The sequence below is a fragment of the Pseudomonas sp. WS 5079 genome, assembly GCF_012985465.1.
Taxonomy (GTDB): domain Bacteria; phylum Pseudomonadota; class Gammaproteobacteria; order Pseudomonadales; family Pseudomonadaceae; genus Aquipseudomonas.
Genome location: NZ_JAAQWN010000005.1, coordinates 356965 through 372221, shown reverse-complemented (window position 1 = coordinate 372221; position 15257 = coordinate 356965). Strand labels below are relative to the sequence as shown.

The following is a 15257-nucleotide window of genomic DNA, read 5'->3' as shown; positions in this document are numbered from 1 at the left end:
CAGGCGCCTCGGTCTACCCGATACCGAGGTGCCTGCATCGCGGGCAAGCCCGGCTCCCACATTTGCTCGGTGGTTTTCCCACTTGATCGGATAGAGAACGATGTATTCACTTGAAGACCTGCTACACCTGATGAACCGCCTGCGCGACCCGCAATACGGTTGCCCGTGGGACATCAAGCAAACCTACGCCAGTATCGTGCCCCACACCCTGGAAGAAGCCTACGAAGTCGCCGACGCCATTGAGCGCGGGGATTTTGATCATCTGCAAGGCGAGTTGGGCGACCTGTTGTTCCAGGTGGTGTATTACAGCCAGTTGGCCCGGGAAGAAGGGCGCTTCGAGTTTGTCGGCGTGATCGACAGCATCACCCGCAAGCTGATTCGCCGCCATCCCCATGTGTTTCCCACCGGTGACCTGTATGCGCCGCTGGATAATCCTCAGTTAAACGAAGAGCAGGTCAAGGCGCGCTGGGAGCAGATCAAGGCCGAGGAGCGCGCAGAAAAATCCGACGCCCCGCAGCAATTGTCCCTGCTCGATGATGTGCCTACCGCCTTGCCATCCCTGTCTCGCGCGGCCAAATTGCAAAAGCGCGCCAGCCAGGTCGGCTTCGACTGGCCGGCGGCGTTGCCGGTGGTGGATAACGTACGTGAAGAGCTCGATGAGGTGCTCGAAGCCATGGCCGACAACGACCCGGCAGCGATTGCCGATGAAGTCGGTGACCTGCTGTTTGCGGCGGTCAACCTGGCGCGGCACCTCAAGGTGGACCCGGAAACCGCCCTGCGCGGTGCCAATGCCAAATTCGAAAGGCGATTCCGATTTATCGAACAGGCATTGCGCGACACCCACCGTCCCATGGAAGATTGCACCCTCGAAGAGTTGGACGCCCTATGGGGCGAAGCCAAACGCCAGGAAAAGAATGTGTCCAACTGCGGTTGAGCAGTTGCCTAAGTGAGTAAGCACCATGAGCATTTCCCTTCGCGACCAGTTGCTCAAAGCAGGCCTGGTCAATCAGAAGCAGGCCAAGCAGGTCGGCAAAGACAAGCAGAAGCAGCAGCGCCTGGTTCACAAAGGCCAGGCCCAGGCCGATGACACCCAGCAGCGCCTGGCCCTGGAAGCGCAGGCCGAGAAGGTCAAGCGCGACCAGGAGCTCAACCGCCAGCAGCAGGAAAAGGTCGAGGCCAAGGCCCGTGCTGCGCAGGTCAAGCAATTGATCGAGACCTCGCGCCTGCCCAAGTTGACCACCGAGGACTACTACAACTTCGTGGACGACAAGAAGGTCAAGCGCCTGTCGGTCAACACCTTGATGCGCAACAAGCTGAGCAACGGCTCGTTGGCGATTGTCCATCACGGCGGCGGCTACGAAGTGATCCCGCGGGAGGCCGCGCTGAAAATCCAGGAGCGCGCACCGGAGCGTATCGTGCAGATGAACATCCTCACCGAGGCCCAGGTACCGGATGAAGATGATCCGTATGCCGCCTACCAGATCCCTGACGATCTGATGTGGTAAAGCGTTAAAACAACAAACCCCGCTCAAAAGGCGGGGTTTGTGTTTATAGGCACTGCGGCTGCGTGGGCCGGGTGGCTATGGGATTTCAGTTATTCAGGAGCTAGATGCCTGGCGTCTCATTTCGAGGGTTTCGAGCTCGTTTTTATAGTTATGGGCGTCGGACTCGTTGTGAAACATACCGACCAGCAGGTCTTGTTGATGTACATCCCAGATATGAATTCCGTGGGCCAGGGCCTCGTGGGACATATGGGCATCGTCGCGTTCCGTTACTTTTACTGTCATCTGCTTGCTCCAGTCTCTGGTTGATCTGCGGCAAGGCGTCGCAGGCCTTTGTTATATATTTTGTTAGCTTGCTAAGTAAACTGACTTTGCGCGCAACAATTCATTGCAGCAAACGCAACAATGCTCCAGGCCAAGTAAACCGCGACATTGCGTCGCAGGGGGCGGGGATTTATGACAAAAGTTTCATGTTTGAGTGAGGCTTTTGGCCGTGTGCCGGGCATCCCACCGCTATCGCAGGCAAGCCAGCTTGGAATGCGCTCACCTGTGGGAACTGGCTTGCCTGCGATAGATAGCGCCAGTCGCCTCACCACAAACTCCAGGCGAAAAAAAGCCCCGCATTTAGCGAGGCTCTTTCAACCCATCAACGATCAGATGCCTTTCACAACCTTGCCATTGACCGTGCCGTCCAACAGCATGATGTTGTATTCCTTGCCGTCGGTTTCGACTTGCTGCAGGCGAACCAGCAGGTAGTCCCAATCCTTGGCAAACCACATCACGGTGGTGCGCTTGCTTTGCGTCGGGTCGCGCACGCGTTCAACCTTGATGGCGTCGATCTTGCCGGCCTTGGTGTCGACTTTCTCGGCACCCAGCACGCGGAAGTCATAGGTGTCGACTTCACCATCATCCACCACCTGGTAGCTCATGGTTTTCTTGCCGGCGGCCACGTCATGCTGCAGGGCCAACTGGTAAGTGGATTTGTCGACCATGCCACGGTTCAGCGGGATCTTCACTGCATCGCCGCGATCGGTACCGGTGACCATCTTGGCGGTCCAGTCGAAGTCCAGGTCGGCTTTCTTGGCTTTACCCAGCCCACCCCGTTCAAAGTGGTAGGACTGTGGCAGCAAAGTATCCTTGTCCAGGGTCAAGGTACTTGTTTCGGTCAGGCTGGCGATCATCATCGAGGCCTTGAAGCTGAGCTTCCAGGTACCGTCGGCGGTTTTTTCCAGGCTGCGTTCCGCAGTACCGCTCATGGGCAACTGCTTCCAGTCGGCGGTATAGCTGGCGGAGAAAGGCTGAAGATCTGCCGCGTGCACGGTAGGCAGGGCAAGCAGAGCAAAAGCGAAGAGCAGGGCGCGACGCATAAAATCTCCTAGGTACGAATCAAGTGGCCGCTGGCCGCAAGTAACTGGCCGTCCAACAATGCACCCTGTTCACCGAGAACCAAGCGTCCTTCGGCAAACCAGCGAACCGCCAGCGGGTAAATCCTGTGTTCCTGGGTGTGAACCCGTTGCGCAAGGCTCTGCGCTGAGTCCGCAGACTCTACCGGAACTACTGCCTGTACGACCAGTGGCCCGCCATCGAGTTCCTCGGTGACAAAGTGCACGCTGCAGCCGTGCTCTGTATCGCCGGCCTCAAGGGCCCGCTGGTGAGTGTGTAACCCTTTGTATTTGGGCAGCAGGGAAGGGTGGATATTCAGCAGGCGCCCCTGGTAATGGCGCACGAAATCAGCGCTGAGAATGCGCATGAAGCCGGCGAGCACCACGAGTTTGGGGTTGAAGGCGTCGATCAGTTCGATCAAGGCTGCATCGAAGGCCTCGCGACCTTCGAACGCCTTGTGATCCAGGGAGCGGGTATCGATACCCGCGTCCTGGGCGCGTTGCAGGCCGTAGGCGTCGCTGCGGTTGGAAATCACCGCAGCGATGCGCACCGGGCTGTCGCCGGCGCGCGTGCTGTCGATCAGGGCCTGCAAGTTACTGCCGGTGCCGGAGAGCAGCACCACGACATCACAGGTTGCTGGCATCAGTGAGCCTTGAGGTTCTTCAGTTCAACCTGGGCAGCGCCTTCGGCAGCGGTGGCGATCTGGCCGATCACCCATGGCTGCTCGCCGGCTTCACGCAGTACGTTCAGCGCGCTTTCCACGTGCTCTTGCGCCACGCAGATGACCATGCCCACGCCGCAGTTCAGCACGCGGTGCATTTCGGTTTCGTTGACGTTGCCTTTCTCTTGCAGCCAGTCGAAGACCGCCGGGCGCTGCCAGCTGGCCACGTCGACGATGGCCTGGGCGCCTTTTGGCAGCACGCGCGGGATGTTGTCCAGCAGGCCGCCACCGGTGATGTGGGCCATGGCCTTGACTGTGCCAGTGTCCTTGATCAGCTTGAGCAACGGCTTGACGTAGATGCGGGTCGGGGCCATCAGCAGGTCGGTCAAAGGCTTGCCATCGAGCTGGGTGTTCTCGATGTCGGCGCCGGACACTTCGATGATCTTGCGGATCAGCGAGTAGCCGTTGGAGTGCGGGCCGGACGATGGCAGGGCCAGCAGGGCGTCACCGGCAGCTACCTTGGAGCCGTCGATGATCTCGGCTTTTTCCACGACGCCGACGCAGAAGCCGGCCAAGTCGTAGTCTTCGCCTTCGTACATGCCTGGCATTTCAGCGGTTTCGCCGCCGACCAGGGAGCAACCCGACAGTTCGCAGCCAGCGCCGATACCGGTGACCACTTGTGCAGCGGTTTCCACGTTCAGTTTGCCGGTGGCGTAGTAGTCGAGGAAGAACAGCGGCTCGGCACCGCATACCACCAGGTCGTTGACGCACATGGCCACCAGGTCGATGCCGATGGTGTCGTGCTTGTTCAGGTTCAGCGCCAGGCGCAGCTTGGTGCCCACGCCGTCGGTGCCGGAGACCAGCACAGGCTGCTTGTAGCCGGCCGGGATCTCGCAGAGGGCGCCGAAACCGCCCAGGCCACCCATGACTTCGGGGCGCGCAGTGCGCTTGGCGACGCTCTTGATGCGTTCGACCAATGCTTCACCGGCGTCGATGTCTACACCGGCGTCCTTGTAGCTCAGGGAGGGTTGCTTGCTCATGATCCAGGCCTTTAGGGGGGGATTCAGGGGTAACGACCGATGCGGTGGGGGTACGGAAGTCGAACACTTCAGGACGCCCAGCCGTTGACGGTCTGCGAAGGCGCGCGATTTTATCAGGCTTGAGGGGCAGCGGCCATCCTCGGGCCGACGGGCAGGGGCATATGGTGCTAAAAAAACCTTAATCGGCGCCGCGATCGCCTGTATTAAGGTATAGCCTTTAACCCGCTATCGTTATGACAGTACGAAAACTTACCGGGGCCTTGTGAATGTTTTGCCGGTCGCTGTGGTCACAGCCTTGCTTAACCTTCTTCACGCGGCCTGTTCCAGCCGCTTTTTTGTCGTTCGGGAATCTTTTTTCATGGGTCTGAGTAGATATTTTTTTGTGGGCTGTTTGTCGTTGGTCAGCCTGGCCAGTCATGCCGAAACTGTTAATGGTCTTTATCAAGTGCTGGAGCCGGTCAGCAGCCAGGCGCCCGAGGAGCGCGCACAAGCTACCCAGCGCGCCCTGGAAACCCTGGTGATCCGCCTCACCGGCGACACCAAGGCCGCCCAGGGCCCTGGCCTGGCGGCAATTCGCAAGGATCCGCAACAGATCATCAGCCAGTACGGCTACGACGCCGGCCCGCCGGAAAGCCTGCAAGTGGATTTCGATCCGGTCAGCACCGACCGCGCCCTGCGTGATGCCGGCCTGGCGCTGTGGGGTAACAATCGGCCATCGATCCTTGGCTGGTGGCTCAGCGATTCCACCGAAGGCAGCAGCCTGGTGGGTGATGGCCAGGCCGCTGCCGAGCCGCTGCGCCGTGCGGCCCAGCATCGGGGCTTGCCGTTGCGCCTGCCGCTGGGTGACCTCGATGAACAGATCGTTGCCACCGCGCCTAATCTTGAGAGCGCAGATCCCGCGCCCCTGCGTTCGGCCTCCGAGCGTTATGGCGCCGATGCGCTGCTGGCGGTGCATGCCCGTGAAGACACGGGCCAATGGCAAGCCAAGTGGCGCCTGTGGCTGGGTGACAAAGCCGAGCAGGGCACCGTACAGGGCGCCGACACCGCGGCCTTGGCCGATGCCGTCTTGCTGGCGGTCAGTGAGCGGCTTGCCCCACGGTTTGCGGTAAAAGCCGGGGTGTCGAGCGAGCAGTTGCTGCAAGTGCAGGGCATGACCCTGGAACGCTACGCCGCCCTCGGTCACCTGCTGGAGCCCTTTGGTGCGCAGTTGCAGCGAGTGGATGGCGACCGGATCGTCTATCGGGTCAATGGCAGCAGCGAGCAACTGCGCAGCCAGTTGAGCCTGGCCAAGCTGCAGGAAGTGCCGGCCGGCGAGGCGCTCGCGCCACAACCTGTGCCGGCGCCAGTGGTCGAAGGCGCTTCACGGGCACCCGTGCCGCAAGCCGAGCCCGAGCCGCAGCTGCGTTTTCGTTGGTAAATGTTCTTCCTTATATAGAAGCAACTGACAGATGGAGTGGTTTATGGCGGATACGCGTCGTTGGGTGTGGCTTGGCGGGATTGTCCTGCTGTGCGTCTTTGTGTTCTTGCTGCATTCGATCCTGACGCCGTTCCTGGTCGCGTTGCTGCTGGCTTATCTGTTCGACCCGGTGGTCGATCGCCTGGAAAAACTCGGCCTGTCGCGCACCTGGGGCGTGGTGGCGGTATTTGCGCTGTTTACCCTGATCGTCATGGCGCTGCTGTTGGTGCTGGTGCCGATGCTGGCCAAGCAGATGATCCGCCTGTACGAATTGGCGCCGCAAATGCTCGACTGGCTGCAACACACGGCCATGCCGTGGGCGCAGTCCAAGCTCGGCCTGGCCGATGGCTTCTGGAAGTTCGACAAGGTCAAGGCCGCGATCAGCGAGCATATGGGCCAGACCACCGATATCGTCGGGGTGATCCTCAGCCAAGCCACGGCTTCCAGCCTGGCGCTGATCGGTTGGCTGACCAACCTGGTGTTGATCCCGGTGGTGGCGTTCTACCTGCTGCGTGACTGGGACATCATGATGGCCAAGATCCGCAACCTGCTGCCCCGTGATAGCGAGGAGCGCATCGTGTCCCTGGCCGGGGAGTGCCATGAGGTACTGGGTGCGTTTGTTCGCGGGCAGTTGCTGGTGATGGTCGCGCTGGGGATTATCTACGCTGGCGGGCTAATGGCGATTGGCCTGGAACTGGGCCTGTTGATCGGCATGATTGCCGGCCTGGCGGCGATTGTGCCGTACATGGGCTTTGTCATCGGGATTGGCGCGGCGCTGGTGGCCGGCCTGTTCCAGTTTGGCGGCGACTTGTACCCGATGCTGGGGATTGTCGCGGTGTTCATGGTTGGTCAGGCCCTGGAAGGCATGGTGCTGACGCCGTTGCTGGTGGGCGACCGCATCGGCCTGCATCCGGTGGCCGTGATCTTTGCGATCCTGGCGGGCGGCGAGCTGTTTGGCTTTACCGGCATCCTCCTGGCGCTGCCGGTGGCGGCGGTGATCATGGTGCTGGTGCGCCATGTGCATGATGTGTACAAGGATTCGGACGTCTATACGGGCGCCGATGACCCTCAGTTGTAAGGCTGATCACAAACCCGGCTCAAGGCCGGGTTTGTTACCTCTAGGGCTTGGCATTTAGCCATCGCGTCAAACAATCTCCAAAAAATCCAATGAGTTAACGCAAACCTTTGATTTTGCTTGTGGTCTGTTGCATTGTGCGCCCGGCGTCACGGGTATAAACTTTGCAAACTTTTCACAGAGGCCACTAACGGTTCGATTGGAACCGTTCAGTCAGCATGAAACCGATTCAGCTGCCCCTAGGTGTGCGTCTGCGTGACGACGCTACCTTCATCAATTACTACCCAGGCGCCAATGCCGCTGCACTCGGCTATGTCGAGCGGCTCTGCGAAGCCGACGCCGGGTGGACGGAAAGCCTGATCTACCTCTGGGGCAAGGACGGCGTGGGGCGGACCCACCTGTTGCAGGCCGCCTGCCTGCGTTTTGAGCAGTTGGGTGAGCCGGCGGTGTACCTGCCGTTGGCCGAGCTGCTGGACCGTGGCATCGGTATCCTCGACAACCTTGAGCAATACGAACTGGTGTGCCTGGACGACCTGCAAGCGGTCGCCGGCCGGGCAGACTGGGAAGAAGCACTGTTCCATCTGTTCAACCGCCTGCGCGACAGTGGCCGGCGCCTGTTGATTGCCGCGTCTACCTCGCCACGGGAATTGCCGGTCAAGCTGGCAGACCTCAAGTCGCGCCTGACCCTGGCGCTGATCTTCCAGATGCGCCCGCTGTCCGACGAAGACAAATTGCGGGCCCTGCAACTGCGTGCCTCGCGCCGTGGCTTGCACCTGACCGATGAAGTCGGGCATTTCATCCTCACCCGCGGTACCCGCAGCATGAGCGCGCTGTTCGACTTGCTCGAGCAGCTCGACCAGGCCTCCTTGCAGGCCCAGCGCAAGCTCACTATCCCCTTTCTCAAAGAAACCCTCGGCTGGTAGCCAGCCCTTTGAAACCGGTGCTCCTGGCAAATTCCAGGCGCCAGAAAACCTGCGCTTGAGCCGCTATGGCCACGCAAAAGGGCTTAAATGGGGTGTAAGGGCTTAGATGACATAGGTCAAACAAGAAGTCACATAGATCACGATTGAATTTGCAAATCGATGTCATAGAAGGCATAGTCTCGACTTCTTTACATATCAGCCACGGTCGTGCCCATGCTAAATCGCTTCGCACCCCTCGTGCCTCTCGCACTCGTTACCCTGTTGTTTGGTTGCGCCACCCACCCCCAGCAGGTGGTCGAGCAGCAAAAGCCGCAACAACAGCATCAAGCCAAATTCGTCGCAGCACAGTCTTCTTCTGTTTATGAAGAAGAGGTGGCGACCGAAAAAGAACTGGCCCAGTTCGCCGATAGCAAGCCTTATCAGCTGCCGCTGCTGGCCGATAGCATTCTCGAACGCGGCATGTCCCTGATCGGTACCCGTTACCGTTTCGGCGGTACCTCTGAAGCCGGTTTCGACTGCAGTGGCTTTATCGGCTATCTGTTTCGTGAAGAGGCCGGCATGAACCTGCCGCGCTCCACCCGCGAAATGATCAACGTGGATGCACCGTTGGTCGCACGGAACAACCTCAAGCCTGGCGATCTGCTTTTCTTCAGTACCAATGGCCGTGGTCGTGTCAGCCACGCCGGTATCTACCTGGGCGATGACCAGTTCATCCACTCCAGCAGCCGCCGCAGCGGTGGGGTGCGGGTCGATAAGCTGGGCGACAGCTACTGGAGCAAAACCTTCATCGAAGCCAAGCGTGCATTGGCGATGGCCCCGACTACCGTTACCGCTCGCAAGTAAAGTTAAAGTGATACTTGAAGTTTGACGCGTAACCGCTAGAATCCTGAGATATTGTTGCGAACCTGACCGCGCAAGCTTGCTTGCGCGGTCTAGTTTTCAGCGTTCGGCAGCGAAAGCCGCATCCAGATCAGGATTGTTCTGCCCATGTCGACCTCGGCCCGCCTAATTCTTGTTGTTTGCGCCGCACTGCTCAGTGCCTGCGCCAGCCGTCCTCCACCTGCGCCTGTGGCTGTCAAGCCCAAGCCGGTCTTCAACTACGCCACCCAGAATTTTTCGCCAGCGGCTGAAGATGTGCTGTTTCGCGCCCTGGGCCTGGTCGGCACGCCTTATCGCTGGGGCGGCAATACTCCGGATTCGGGGTTTGATTGCAGTGGCCTGATTGGTTTTGTATACCGCGATGCCGCTGGTATCTCCCTGCCGCGCACCACTCGCGAGTTGATCGTGATGCGGGCCCAGGACGTGCGTGAAGATGCGCTGCAGACCGGTGACTTGCTGTTCTTCGCCACGGGCGGCGGCTCGCAGGTCAGCCATGCCGGCATCTATGTGGGTGAAGGGCGTTTCGTCCATGCACCGCAAACCGGCGGTACGGTGAAGCTTGATACCTTGTCCAAGGCCTACTGGCAGAATGCCTATCTGAGCGCCAAGCGCGTATTGCCGTCGGAGCATCTGGCGCGGAACCCCTAGAAGGGGGTGTCGGTTTTGCGAGTGGCCATATGCTTCAAATAGCCCACCAGCAACTCCAGGTCGGCCTCTGGCAACACGCTGGCGGTAAACGCCGGCATCTTGGCTTGCGGCCAATGCCTCAGGCTCTGGGGATCACGGATGTAACGCTTGAGAAAGTCGCCGCCGAAATATTCGGTGGGGCTGTAGGGTAGATTCAGGTCCGGGCCTACCTGCGCGTCACCTGCGCCGTTTAGGCGATGGCAGGCCAGGCAGTTCTTCTGGAACAGGGCGAACCCCTGGTTGACCGGATCGTCCACCGCCAGCGCAGGGTCCGGCAGCAGCGCCGGGAAGCGTTCGGCAACGGTTTTCAACTGTTTGATCGTCGAGATCTGGAAGGGCCATTGTTCCGGGCTGATCCCGCTCGCCTGGGGTTGGGTCCACACCAGGTAAAACGGCCCGGCGCTGGGCTTGCCCTTGGCCAGCGGGGGCCATGGCTGGGCCGGATCCTCCACCGCCAACCACGCCTGGGCGCCGCTTTGCGAAAGCAGCGGCGCGGCAGCCAGTTCGGCGGCGAAACCATCGAGCGCTACCGCCTGCACATGGTTCTGCGCCAACACGCCCGGCAAGAGTACGGCCAGCGGTACTGCGCGATAGGTCATGTTGCGCTTGTAGGAAACGTCATCAACGATCTGCACGGTTTGCGCTGCCGGGTGCTTGAGCAACTCGGCGGTTTGCCAGGTTGTGCGGCTGTGATCCAGCTCGATGGTCAACGAGGCGGCGCTGGCGGGGTAGGCCAGGATCAGCATCAGCAGGACGATAATGTGTTTCAAGGCGAGTCCCATTCGGCAGTGGCGGTCTGGGCTCAGGATACCGGACATCGACGACGAAGCCGTACGCAAAAAAGACAGCCCCGGCCACGGGAACGCTCTACGCGGTTTCCCGGGCGGTGCTGCCAAAGGCTGCAATGTCTAGGTGTGATCGGCCCGCTCAACCAATGATCTTGGTCAGGTTGGGCAAAATCAGAATCAGTGTGGTGGCGAAGAGAATGAGCCCCGCCTGGCGGACTTTCGATTGTTTGAACATGGCTGACTGCCTTTTGTTGTTATTCCTGAGCGTCAAATGCGCCGATGCAAGCACCATCATTGACTACGTTAGGCCTGCGAGATGGCATTTTTCTTACAGCTGCTCCAGCAAGACCCGGCAGCAGCGTCATACACTTCTTACTGATTCAACCTTAGAGCCCATGTCGGGCGTGGCTTAGATCGCTTTCATATCAACTTAGATTGAAATCCTTTTAAAAGCGCATGAGGCATATGGCCATCTTCGCGCCAGCCCCTTGGCTAGACAGCTAAAACGATTAACCTGGGGTTTTCGCCAGCCTCCTACCGTTCGTCTGAGCGTGCTCGTCAAGGCCAATGAGCGCATCGGTCATTGAATCTGCCCTGGCGGCGCTTAAGGTAAGGGCACGGTCGGCTCTCCCCTTGAGAGCTCCATTGCACAGTGGTTCGAGGACGTCATGACCCAAGCTTTGATCTTTGATGCGATACGTACGCCCCGGGGCAAAGGCAAGGCCGATGGCGCCTTGCACAGCGTCAAGCCGGTGAACCTGCTGGCCGGCTTGCTCAGCGCCCTGCAACAGCGCAGTGACCTGGACACGCGCCAGGTGGATGACATCGTGCTCGGTTGCGTCACGCCAGTCGGGGACCAGGGCGCGGATATCGCCAAGACCGCCGCGTTGGTAGCCGACTGGGACGTCAGCGTCGCCGGTGTGCAGGTCAACCGCTTCTGTGCGTCGGGCCTGGAGGCGGTCAACCTTGGGGCGATGAAGGTGCGTTCCGGCTTCGAGGACCTGGTGGTGGTCGGCGGTGTCGAGTCCATGTCCCGCGTGCCCATGGGCAGCGATGGCGGTGCCTGGGTGCTGGACCCGCAGACCAATATGCACAGCCACTTCACGCCCCAGGGGATTGGCGCCGACCTGATCGCCACCCTGGAAGGCTTCAGCCGCGAAGATGTCGACACCTTCGCCTTACACTCCCAGCAGAAAGCGGCGCGGGCCAGATCAGATGGTTCCTTCAACAAATCCCTGATCCCGGTGCAGGACCAGAACGGCATCGTACTGCTCGATCACGACGAATTTATCCGTGGCGACTCGACGCTCGAAGGGTTGGGCAAACTCAAGCCGAGCTTCGAAATGATGGGGCAGATGGGCTTCGATGCCACGGCCTTGCGGGTCTACAGCCATGTCGAGCGCATCCAGCATGTGCACACACCGGGTAACAGTTCCGGGATTGTCGATGGCGCGGCCTTGATGCTGATCGGCTCCGAGGCCCGGGGCCGTGAATTGGGCCTGCAAGCGCGTGCGCGTATCGTCGCCACCGCCGTCACCAGTACCGATCCGACCATCATGTTGACTGGCCCCGCGCCGGCCACCCGCAAGGCCCTGGCCAAGGCCGGCCTGCGGGTCGAGGACATCGACCTGTTCGAGGTCAACGAAGCCTTCGCCTCGGTGGTGCTCAAGTTCATCAAGGACATGGGCATCGACGCCGCCCGGGTCAATGTCAATGGTGGCTCGATTGCCATGGGCCACCCGCTGGGGGCCACGGGGTGCGCGATCCTCGGCACCTTGCTCGACGAGTTGGAGGTGCGCCAGCAGCGTTACGGCCTGGCCACGCTCTGTGTGGGCGGCGGCATGGGTATCGCCACCATTATCGAACGCCTCTGAGCCTAAGGAATCTGTCATGACCGACGCCATTCGTTACGAAAAAGGCCAGGACCAAATCGTGGTGCTGACCCTCGACATGCCCGGCCAGAGTGCCAACACCATGAACGCGGCCTACCGCGAGGCCATGGCCGCCACGGTCGCACGCCTGGATGCGGAAAAGGATGGGATTGCCGGGGTCATAATCACCTCGGCGAAAAAAACCTTCTTTGCCGGCGGTGACCTCAATGAGCTGATCAAAGTCGACAAGCCCCATGCCAAGGCGTTCTACGACATGGTCCTGGGCCTGAAGGCGCAGTTGCGCAGCCTGGAAACCCTCGGCAAGCCGGTGGTGGCCGCGATCAACGGCGCCGCCCTCGGCGGTGGCTGGGAGCTATGCCTGGCGTGCCAGCACCGCGTGGCGCTGGATCATCCAGCCGTGCAGATCGGCTTGCCGGAAGTCACCCTCGGCCTGTTGCCGGGCGGCGGCGGGGTGGTGCGCATGGTGCGCATGCTGGGTCTGGAGAAGGCCTTGCCGTACCTGCTGGAAGGCAAGAAGATCAGCGCGCAGAAGGCCCTGCAAGCCGGTTTGATCGACGAGTTGGCGGCGGATCACGATGAACTGCTGGCCAAATCCCGGGCCTGGATCCTGGCCAACCCGACGGCCAAACAGCCTTGGGATATCAAGGGTCACCAGATTCCAGGTGGCACACCGTCCAATCCAAAAGTCGCGCAAATGCTCGCCATTGCGCCGTCGATCCTGCGCAGCAAAACCAATGGCTGCTTCCCGGCGCCGGAGAAAATCCTCTGTGCGGCCGTGGAGGGCGCCCAGGTGGACTTCGACACCGCGCACCTGATCGAGACCCGCTACTTCACCGAGCTCACCACCGGCCAGGTGGCGAAGAATATGATCGGCACCTTCTGGTTCCAGCTCAACGAAATCAACGCTGGTGGCTCACGGCCTGCGGGGTTTGCGCCGTATGTCACGCGCAAGGTCGGCATCCTCGGCGCCGGCATGATGGGCGCGGGGATTGCCTACACCAGTGCATCGGCGGGAGTGGAAGTGGTGCTCAAGGACGTGACGCTGGCGGCGGCAGAGAAGGGCAAGGCCCACTCGGCGGCGCTGCTGGACAAGAAAGTCAGCCGTGGGCAACTGACGCCTGAGCAGCGGGAAAGCACCCTGGCGCGGATCCATCCTACAGACAGCGATGCCGACCTGGCCGGTTGCGACCTGATCATCGAAGCCGTATTCGAAGACCGTGACCTCAAGGCCAAGGTCTCGGCGGCGGCCCAGCGCGTGGTAGGCGCTGACGCGGTGATTGCTTCCAATACGTCCACCTTGCCCATCAGCGGCCTGGCGAATGCGGTGCCGGACCAAGGCAAGTTTATCGGCCTGCACTTCTTCAGCCCGGTGGAAAAAATGCCACTGGTGGAAATCATCAAAGGTGCCAATACCAGCGACGAAACCCTGGCTCGTGGTTTTGATTTCGTACTGCAAATCAAGAAAACCCCGATTGTGGTGAACGACAGTCGCGGCTTTTTCACCTCGCGGGTATTTGGCACCTTCACCAACGAAGGCATCACCCTGCTCGGCGAAGGCGTAGCCGCGCCGATGATCGAGACCGAAGCGCGCAAGGCCGGGATGCCGATTGGTCCGCTGGCGATTTCTGACGAAGTTTCCCTCAGCCTGATGAGCCATATCCGTCAGCAGACAGCCAAGGATCTGCACGCCGAAGGCAAGACGCTGCCCGAGCATCCGGCGTTTGCGGTGATCGACCTGTTGCTCAATGAGTACAAGCGCCCGGGCAAGGCGGCGGGCGGTGGTTTCTACGAATACCCCAGCGGTGGCCAGAAATACCTGTGGCCAGAACTCAAGGTGCGCTTCGAGAAGCCCGGCCAGCAGATTTCGGCACAGGATGTGCGCGACCGCCTGCTGTTTATCCAGGCCATCGAAACAGTGCGGTGTGTGGAGGAGGGCGTGTTGATGTCCACCGCCGATGCCAATATCGGTTCGATCTTCGGCATCGGCTTTGCGGCGTGGACCGGCGGGGCGCTGCAGTTTATCAACCAGTACGGTTTGAACGACTTCGTGGCGCGGGCGCGTTACCTGGCCGAGCAATACGGCGAACGGTTCACCCCGCCAGCCTTGTTGCTGGAAAAGGCCGCCCAGGGCACAACGTTCTAACCTCCCGACAGGTCATGGGTGGGGGCTTGCCTTGAAAGGGTATTTCAGGGCAGGCTGGCGGGTGTGCGTTATTCCCATCACCGTGTCAGGTATTTTTTATGTCGCTACGCGTCTGCATTCTGGAAACCGATATCCTGCGTCCGGAACTGGTCGATCAATATCAAGGTTACGGGCAGATGTTCCAGCGCCTGTTTTCGCAGCAGCCGATTGCCGCCGAATTCGTCGTCTACAACGTGATGCAAGGCCACTACCCGGCGGACAGCGAAGTGTTCGACGCCTACCTGGTCACGGGCAGCAAGGCGGATTCCTTCGCTACCGACCCGTGGATCGAAACCCTCAAGGCCTACCTGCTGAACCGTTACGAGCGGGGCGACAAGCTGCTCGGCATCTGTTTCGGCCATCAACTGCTGGCGCTGCTGCTGGGCGGCAAGAGCGAGCGGGCGAGCCAGGGCTGGGGCGTGGGCACGCACAACTATCAATTGGCCGCCAAGGCGCCGTGGATGAGCCCGGTGGTAGAAGAACTGACCCTATTGATCAGCCATCAGGACCAGGTCACCGCCTTGCCGGAAAACGCCACGGTGATCGCCTCCAGCGATTTCTGCCCGTTTGCCGCTTATCACATCAATGATCAGGTGCTGTGCTTCCAGGGGCATCCGGAGTTTATCCACGATTACTCCCGGGCCTTGCTCGACATTCGCCAGCTCAACCTTGGCGAACAGATCTACCAGCAGGGCGTCGCCAGCCTTGCCCATGACCACCACGGGGTAACCGTGGCGGAATGGATGATGCGTTTTGTAGCCCACAAGCCGCAGGTCGCTTGACCCCGGC

Annotated in this window: 15 protein-coding genes; 10 read left to right on the top strand and 5 right to left on the bottom strand. The window is 60.5% G+C overall.

All coding sequences use genetic code 11. From position 1 onward, the window contains the following. Positions 1 to 100: 100 nt before the first annotated feature. Positions 101 to 934, top strand: coding sequence for a nucleoside triphosphate pyrophosphohydrolase (mazG, locus tag HBO05_RS16150; protein ID WP_172313354.1), 834 nt, complete (start codon positions 101 to 103; stop codon positions 932 to 934). Positions 935 to 959: 25 nt separating this feature from the next. After that, positions 960 to 1505: a DUF2058 domain-containing protein gene (locus HBO05_RS16145; protein ID WP_076963006.1), complete on the top strand. Its 546-nt coding sequence runs from the start codon at positions 960 to 962 to the stop codon at positions 1503 to 1505. 93 nt (positions 1506 to 1598) lie between these two features. On the opposite strand, the gene HBO05_RS16140 is transcribed toward HBO05_RS16145, so the two are convergent. The 4 genes from HBO05_RS16140 to purM all read right to left on the bottom strand — a co-directional run bounded on the left by HBO05_RS16140 (position 1599) and on the right by purM (position 4586). Then, positions 1599 to 1787, bottom strand: coding sequence for a hypothetical protein (locus HBO05_RS16140; RefSeq protein ID WP_169956982.1), 189 nt, complete (start codon positions 1785 to 1787; stop codon positions 1599 to 1601). Between the two features lie 368 nt (positions 1788 to 2155). Beyond that, the gene (locus HBO05_RS16135) at positions 2156 to 2869 is read right to left on the bottom strand and encodes a DUF3108 domain-containing protein (protein ID WP_170043285.1); all 714 of its coding nucleotides are present in this window, start codon (positions 2867 to 2869) and stop codon (positions 2156 to 2158) included. A gap of 8 nt (positions 2870 to 2877) precedes the next feature. Then, a complete protein-coding gene (purN, locus tag HBO05_RS16130; RefSeq protein WP_169956984.1) occupies positions 2878 to 3528 on the bottom strand; it encodes a phosphoribosylglycinamide formyltransferase in 651 nt (216 codons plus the stop codon). After that, positions 3528 to 4586: a phosphoribosylformylglycinamidine cyclo-ligase gene (purM, locus tag HBO05_RS16125; protein ID WP_172313352.1), complete on the bottom strand. Its 1059-nt coding sequence runs from the start codon at positions 4584 to 4586 to the stop codon at positions 3528 to 3530. The genes purN and purM overlap by 1 nt, the downstream gene beginning before the upstream one ends. 358 nt (positions 4587 to 4944) lie before the next feature. Between purM and HBO05_RS16120 the strand changes: the two genes are divergently transcribed. The 5 genes from HBO05_RS16120 to HBO05_RS16100 all read left to right on the top strand — a co-directional run bounded on the left by HBO05_RS16120 (position 4945) and on the right by HBO05_RS16100 (position 9567). Continuing rightward, the gene (locus HBO05_RS16120; RefSeq protein ID WP_172313350.1) at positions 4945 to 6003 is read left to right on the top strand and encodes a DUF2066 domain-containing protein; all 1059 of its coding nucleotides are present in this window, start codon (positions 4945 to 4947) and stop codon (positions 6001 to 6003) included. Positions 6004 to 6046: 43 nt separating this feature from the next. Further along, positions 6047 to 7120, top strand: a complete 1074-nt coding sequence (locus tag HBO05_RS16115; RefSeq protein WP_172313348.1) for an AI-2E family transporter — start codon at positions 6047 to 6049, stop codon at positions 7118 to 7120. A gap of 215 nt (positions 7121 to 7335) precedes the next feature. Continuing rightward, positions 7336 to 8040, top strand: a complete 705-nt coding sequence (gene hda / locus HBO05_RS16110) for a DnaA regulatory inactivator Hda (protein WP_029292403.1) — start codon at positions 7336 to 7338, stop codon at positions 8038 to 8040. Positions 8041 to 8253: 213 nt separating this feature from the next. Then, positions 8254 to 8883, top strand: coding sequence for an NlpC/P60 family protein (locus tag HBO05_RS16105; RefSeq protein WP_057438759.1), 630 nt, complete (start codon positions 8254 to 8256; stop codon positions 8881 to 8883). A 144-nt stretch (positions 8884 to 9027) separates the two neighbouring features. Continuing rightward, complete coding sequence (locus HBO05_RS16100) at positions 9028 to 9567, top strand: C40 family peptidase (RefSeq protein WP_172313346.1); 540 nt, start codon at positions 9028 to 9030, stop codon at positions 9565 to 9567. Here HBO05_RS16100 and HBO05_RS16095 read toward each other — a convergent pair. Continuing rightward, entirely contained in the window at positions 9564 to 10376 is an 813-nt protein-coding gene (locus tag HBO05_RS16095; protein ID WP_172313344.1) for a cytochrome c, read from the bottom strand. The two genes, HBO05_RS16100 and HBO05_RS16095, sit on opposite strands and share 4 nt — an antisense overlap. Before the next feature lie 686 nt (positions 10377 to 11062). On the opposite strand from HBO05_RS16095, the gene HBO05_RS16090 reads away from it, so the two are divergent. The 3 genes from HBO05_RS16090 (at position 11063) to HBO05_RS16080 (ending at position 15250) form a co-directional block, all read left to right on the top strand. Further along, positions 11063 to 12268 (top strand): acetyl-CoA C-acetyltransferase, encoded by a 1206-nt coding sequence (locus tag HBO05_RS16090; protein ID WP_169956990.1) that lies wholly within the window; start codon positions 11063 to 11065, stop codon positions 12266 to 12268. 16 nt (positions 12269 to 12284) lie between these two features. Continuing rightward, the gene (locus tag HBO05_RS16085; RefSeq protein WP_172313342.1) at positions 12285 to 14429 is read left to right on the top strand and encodes a 3-hydroxyacyl-CoA dehydrogenase NAD-binding domain-containing protein; all 2145 of its coding nucleotides are present in this window, start codon (positions 12285 to 12287) and stop codon (positions 14427 to 14429) included. 98 nt (positions 14430 to 14527) lie between these two features. After that, a complete protein-coding gene (locus tag HBO05_RS16080; RefSeq protein ID WP_169956992.1) occupies positions 14528 to 15250 on the top strand; it encodes an amidotransferase in 723 nt (240 codons plus the stop codon). Positions 15251 to 15257: the final 7 nt, after the last annotated feature.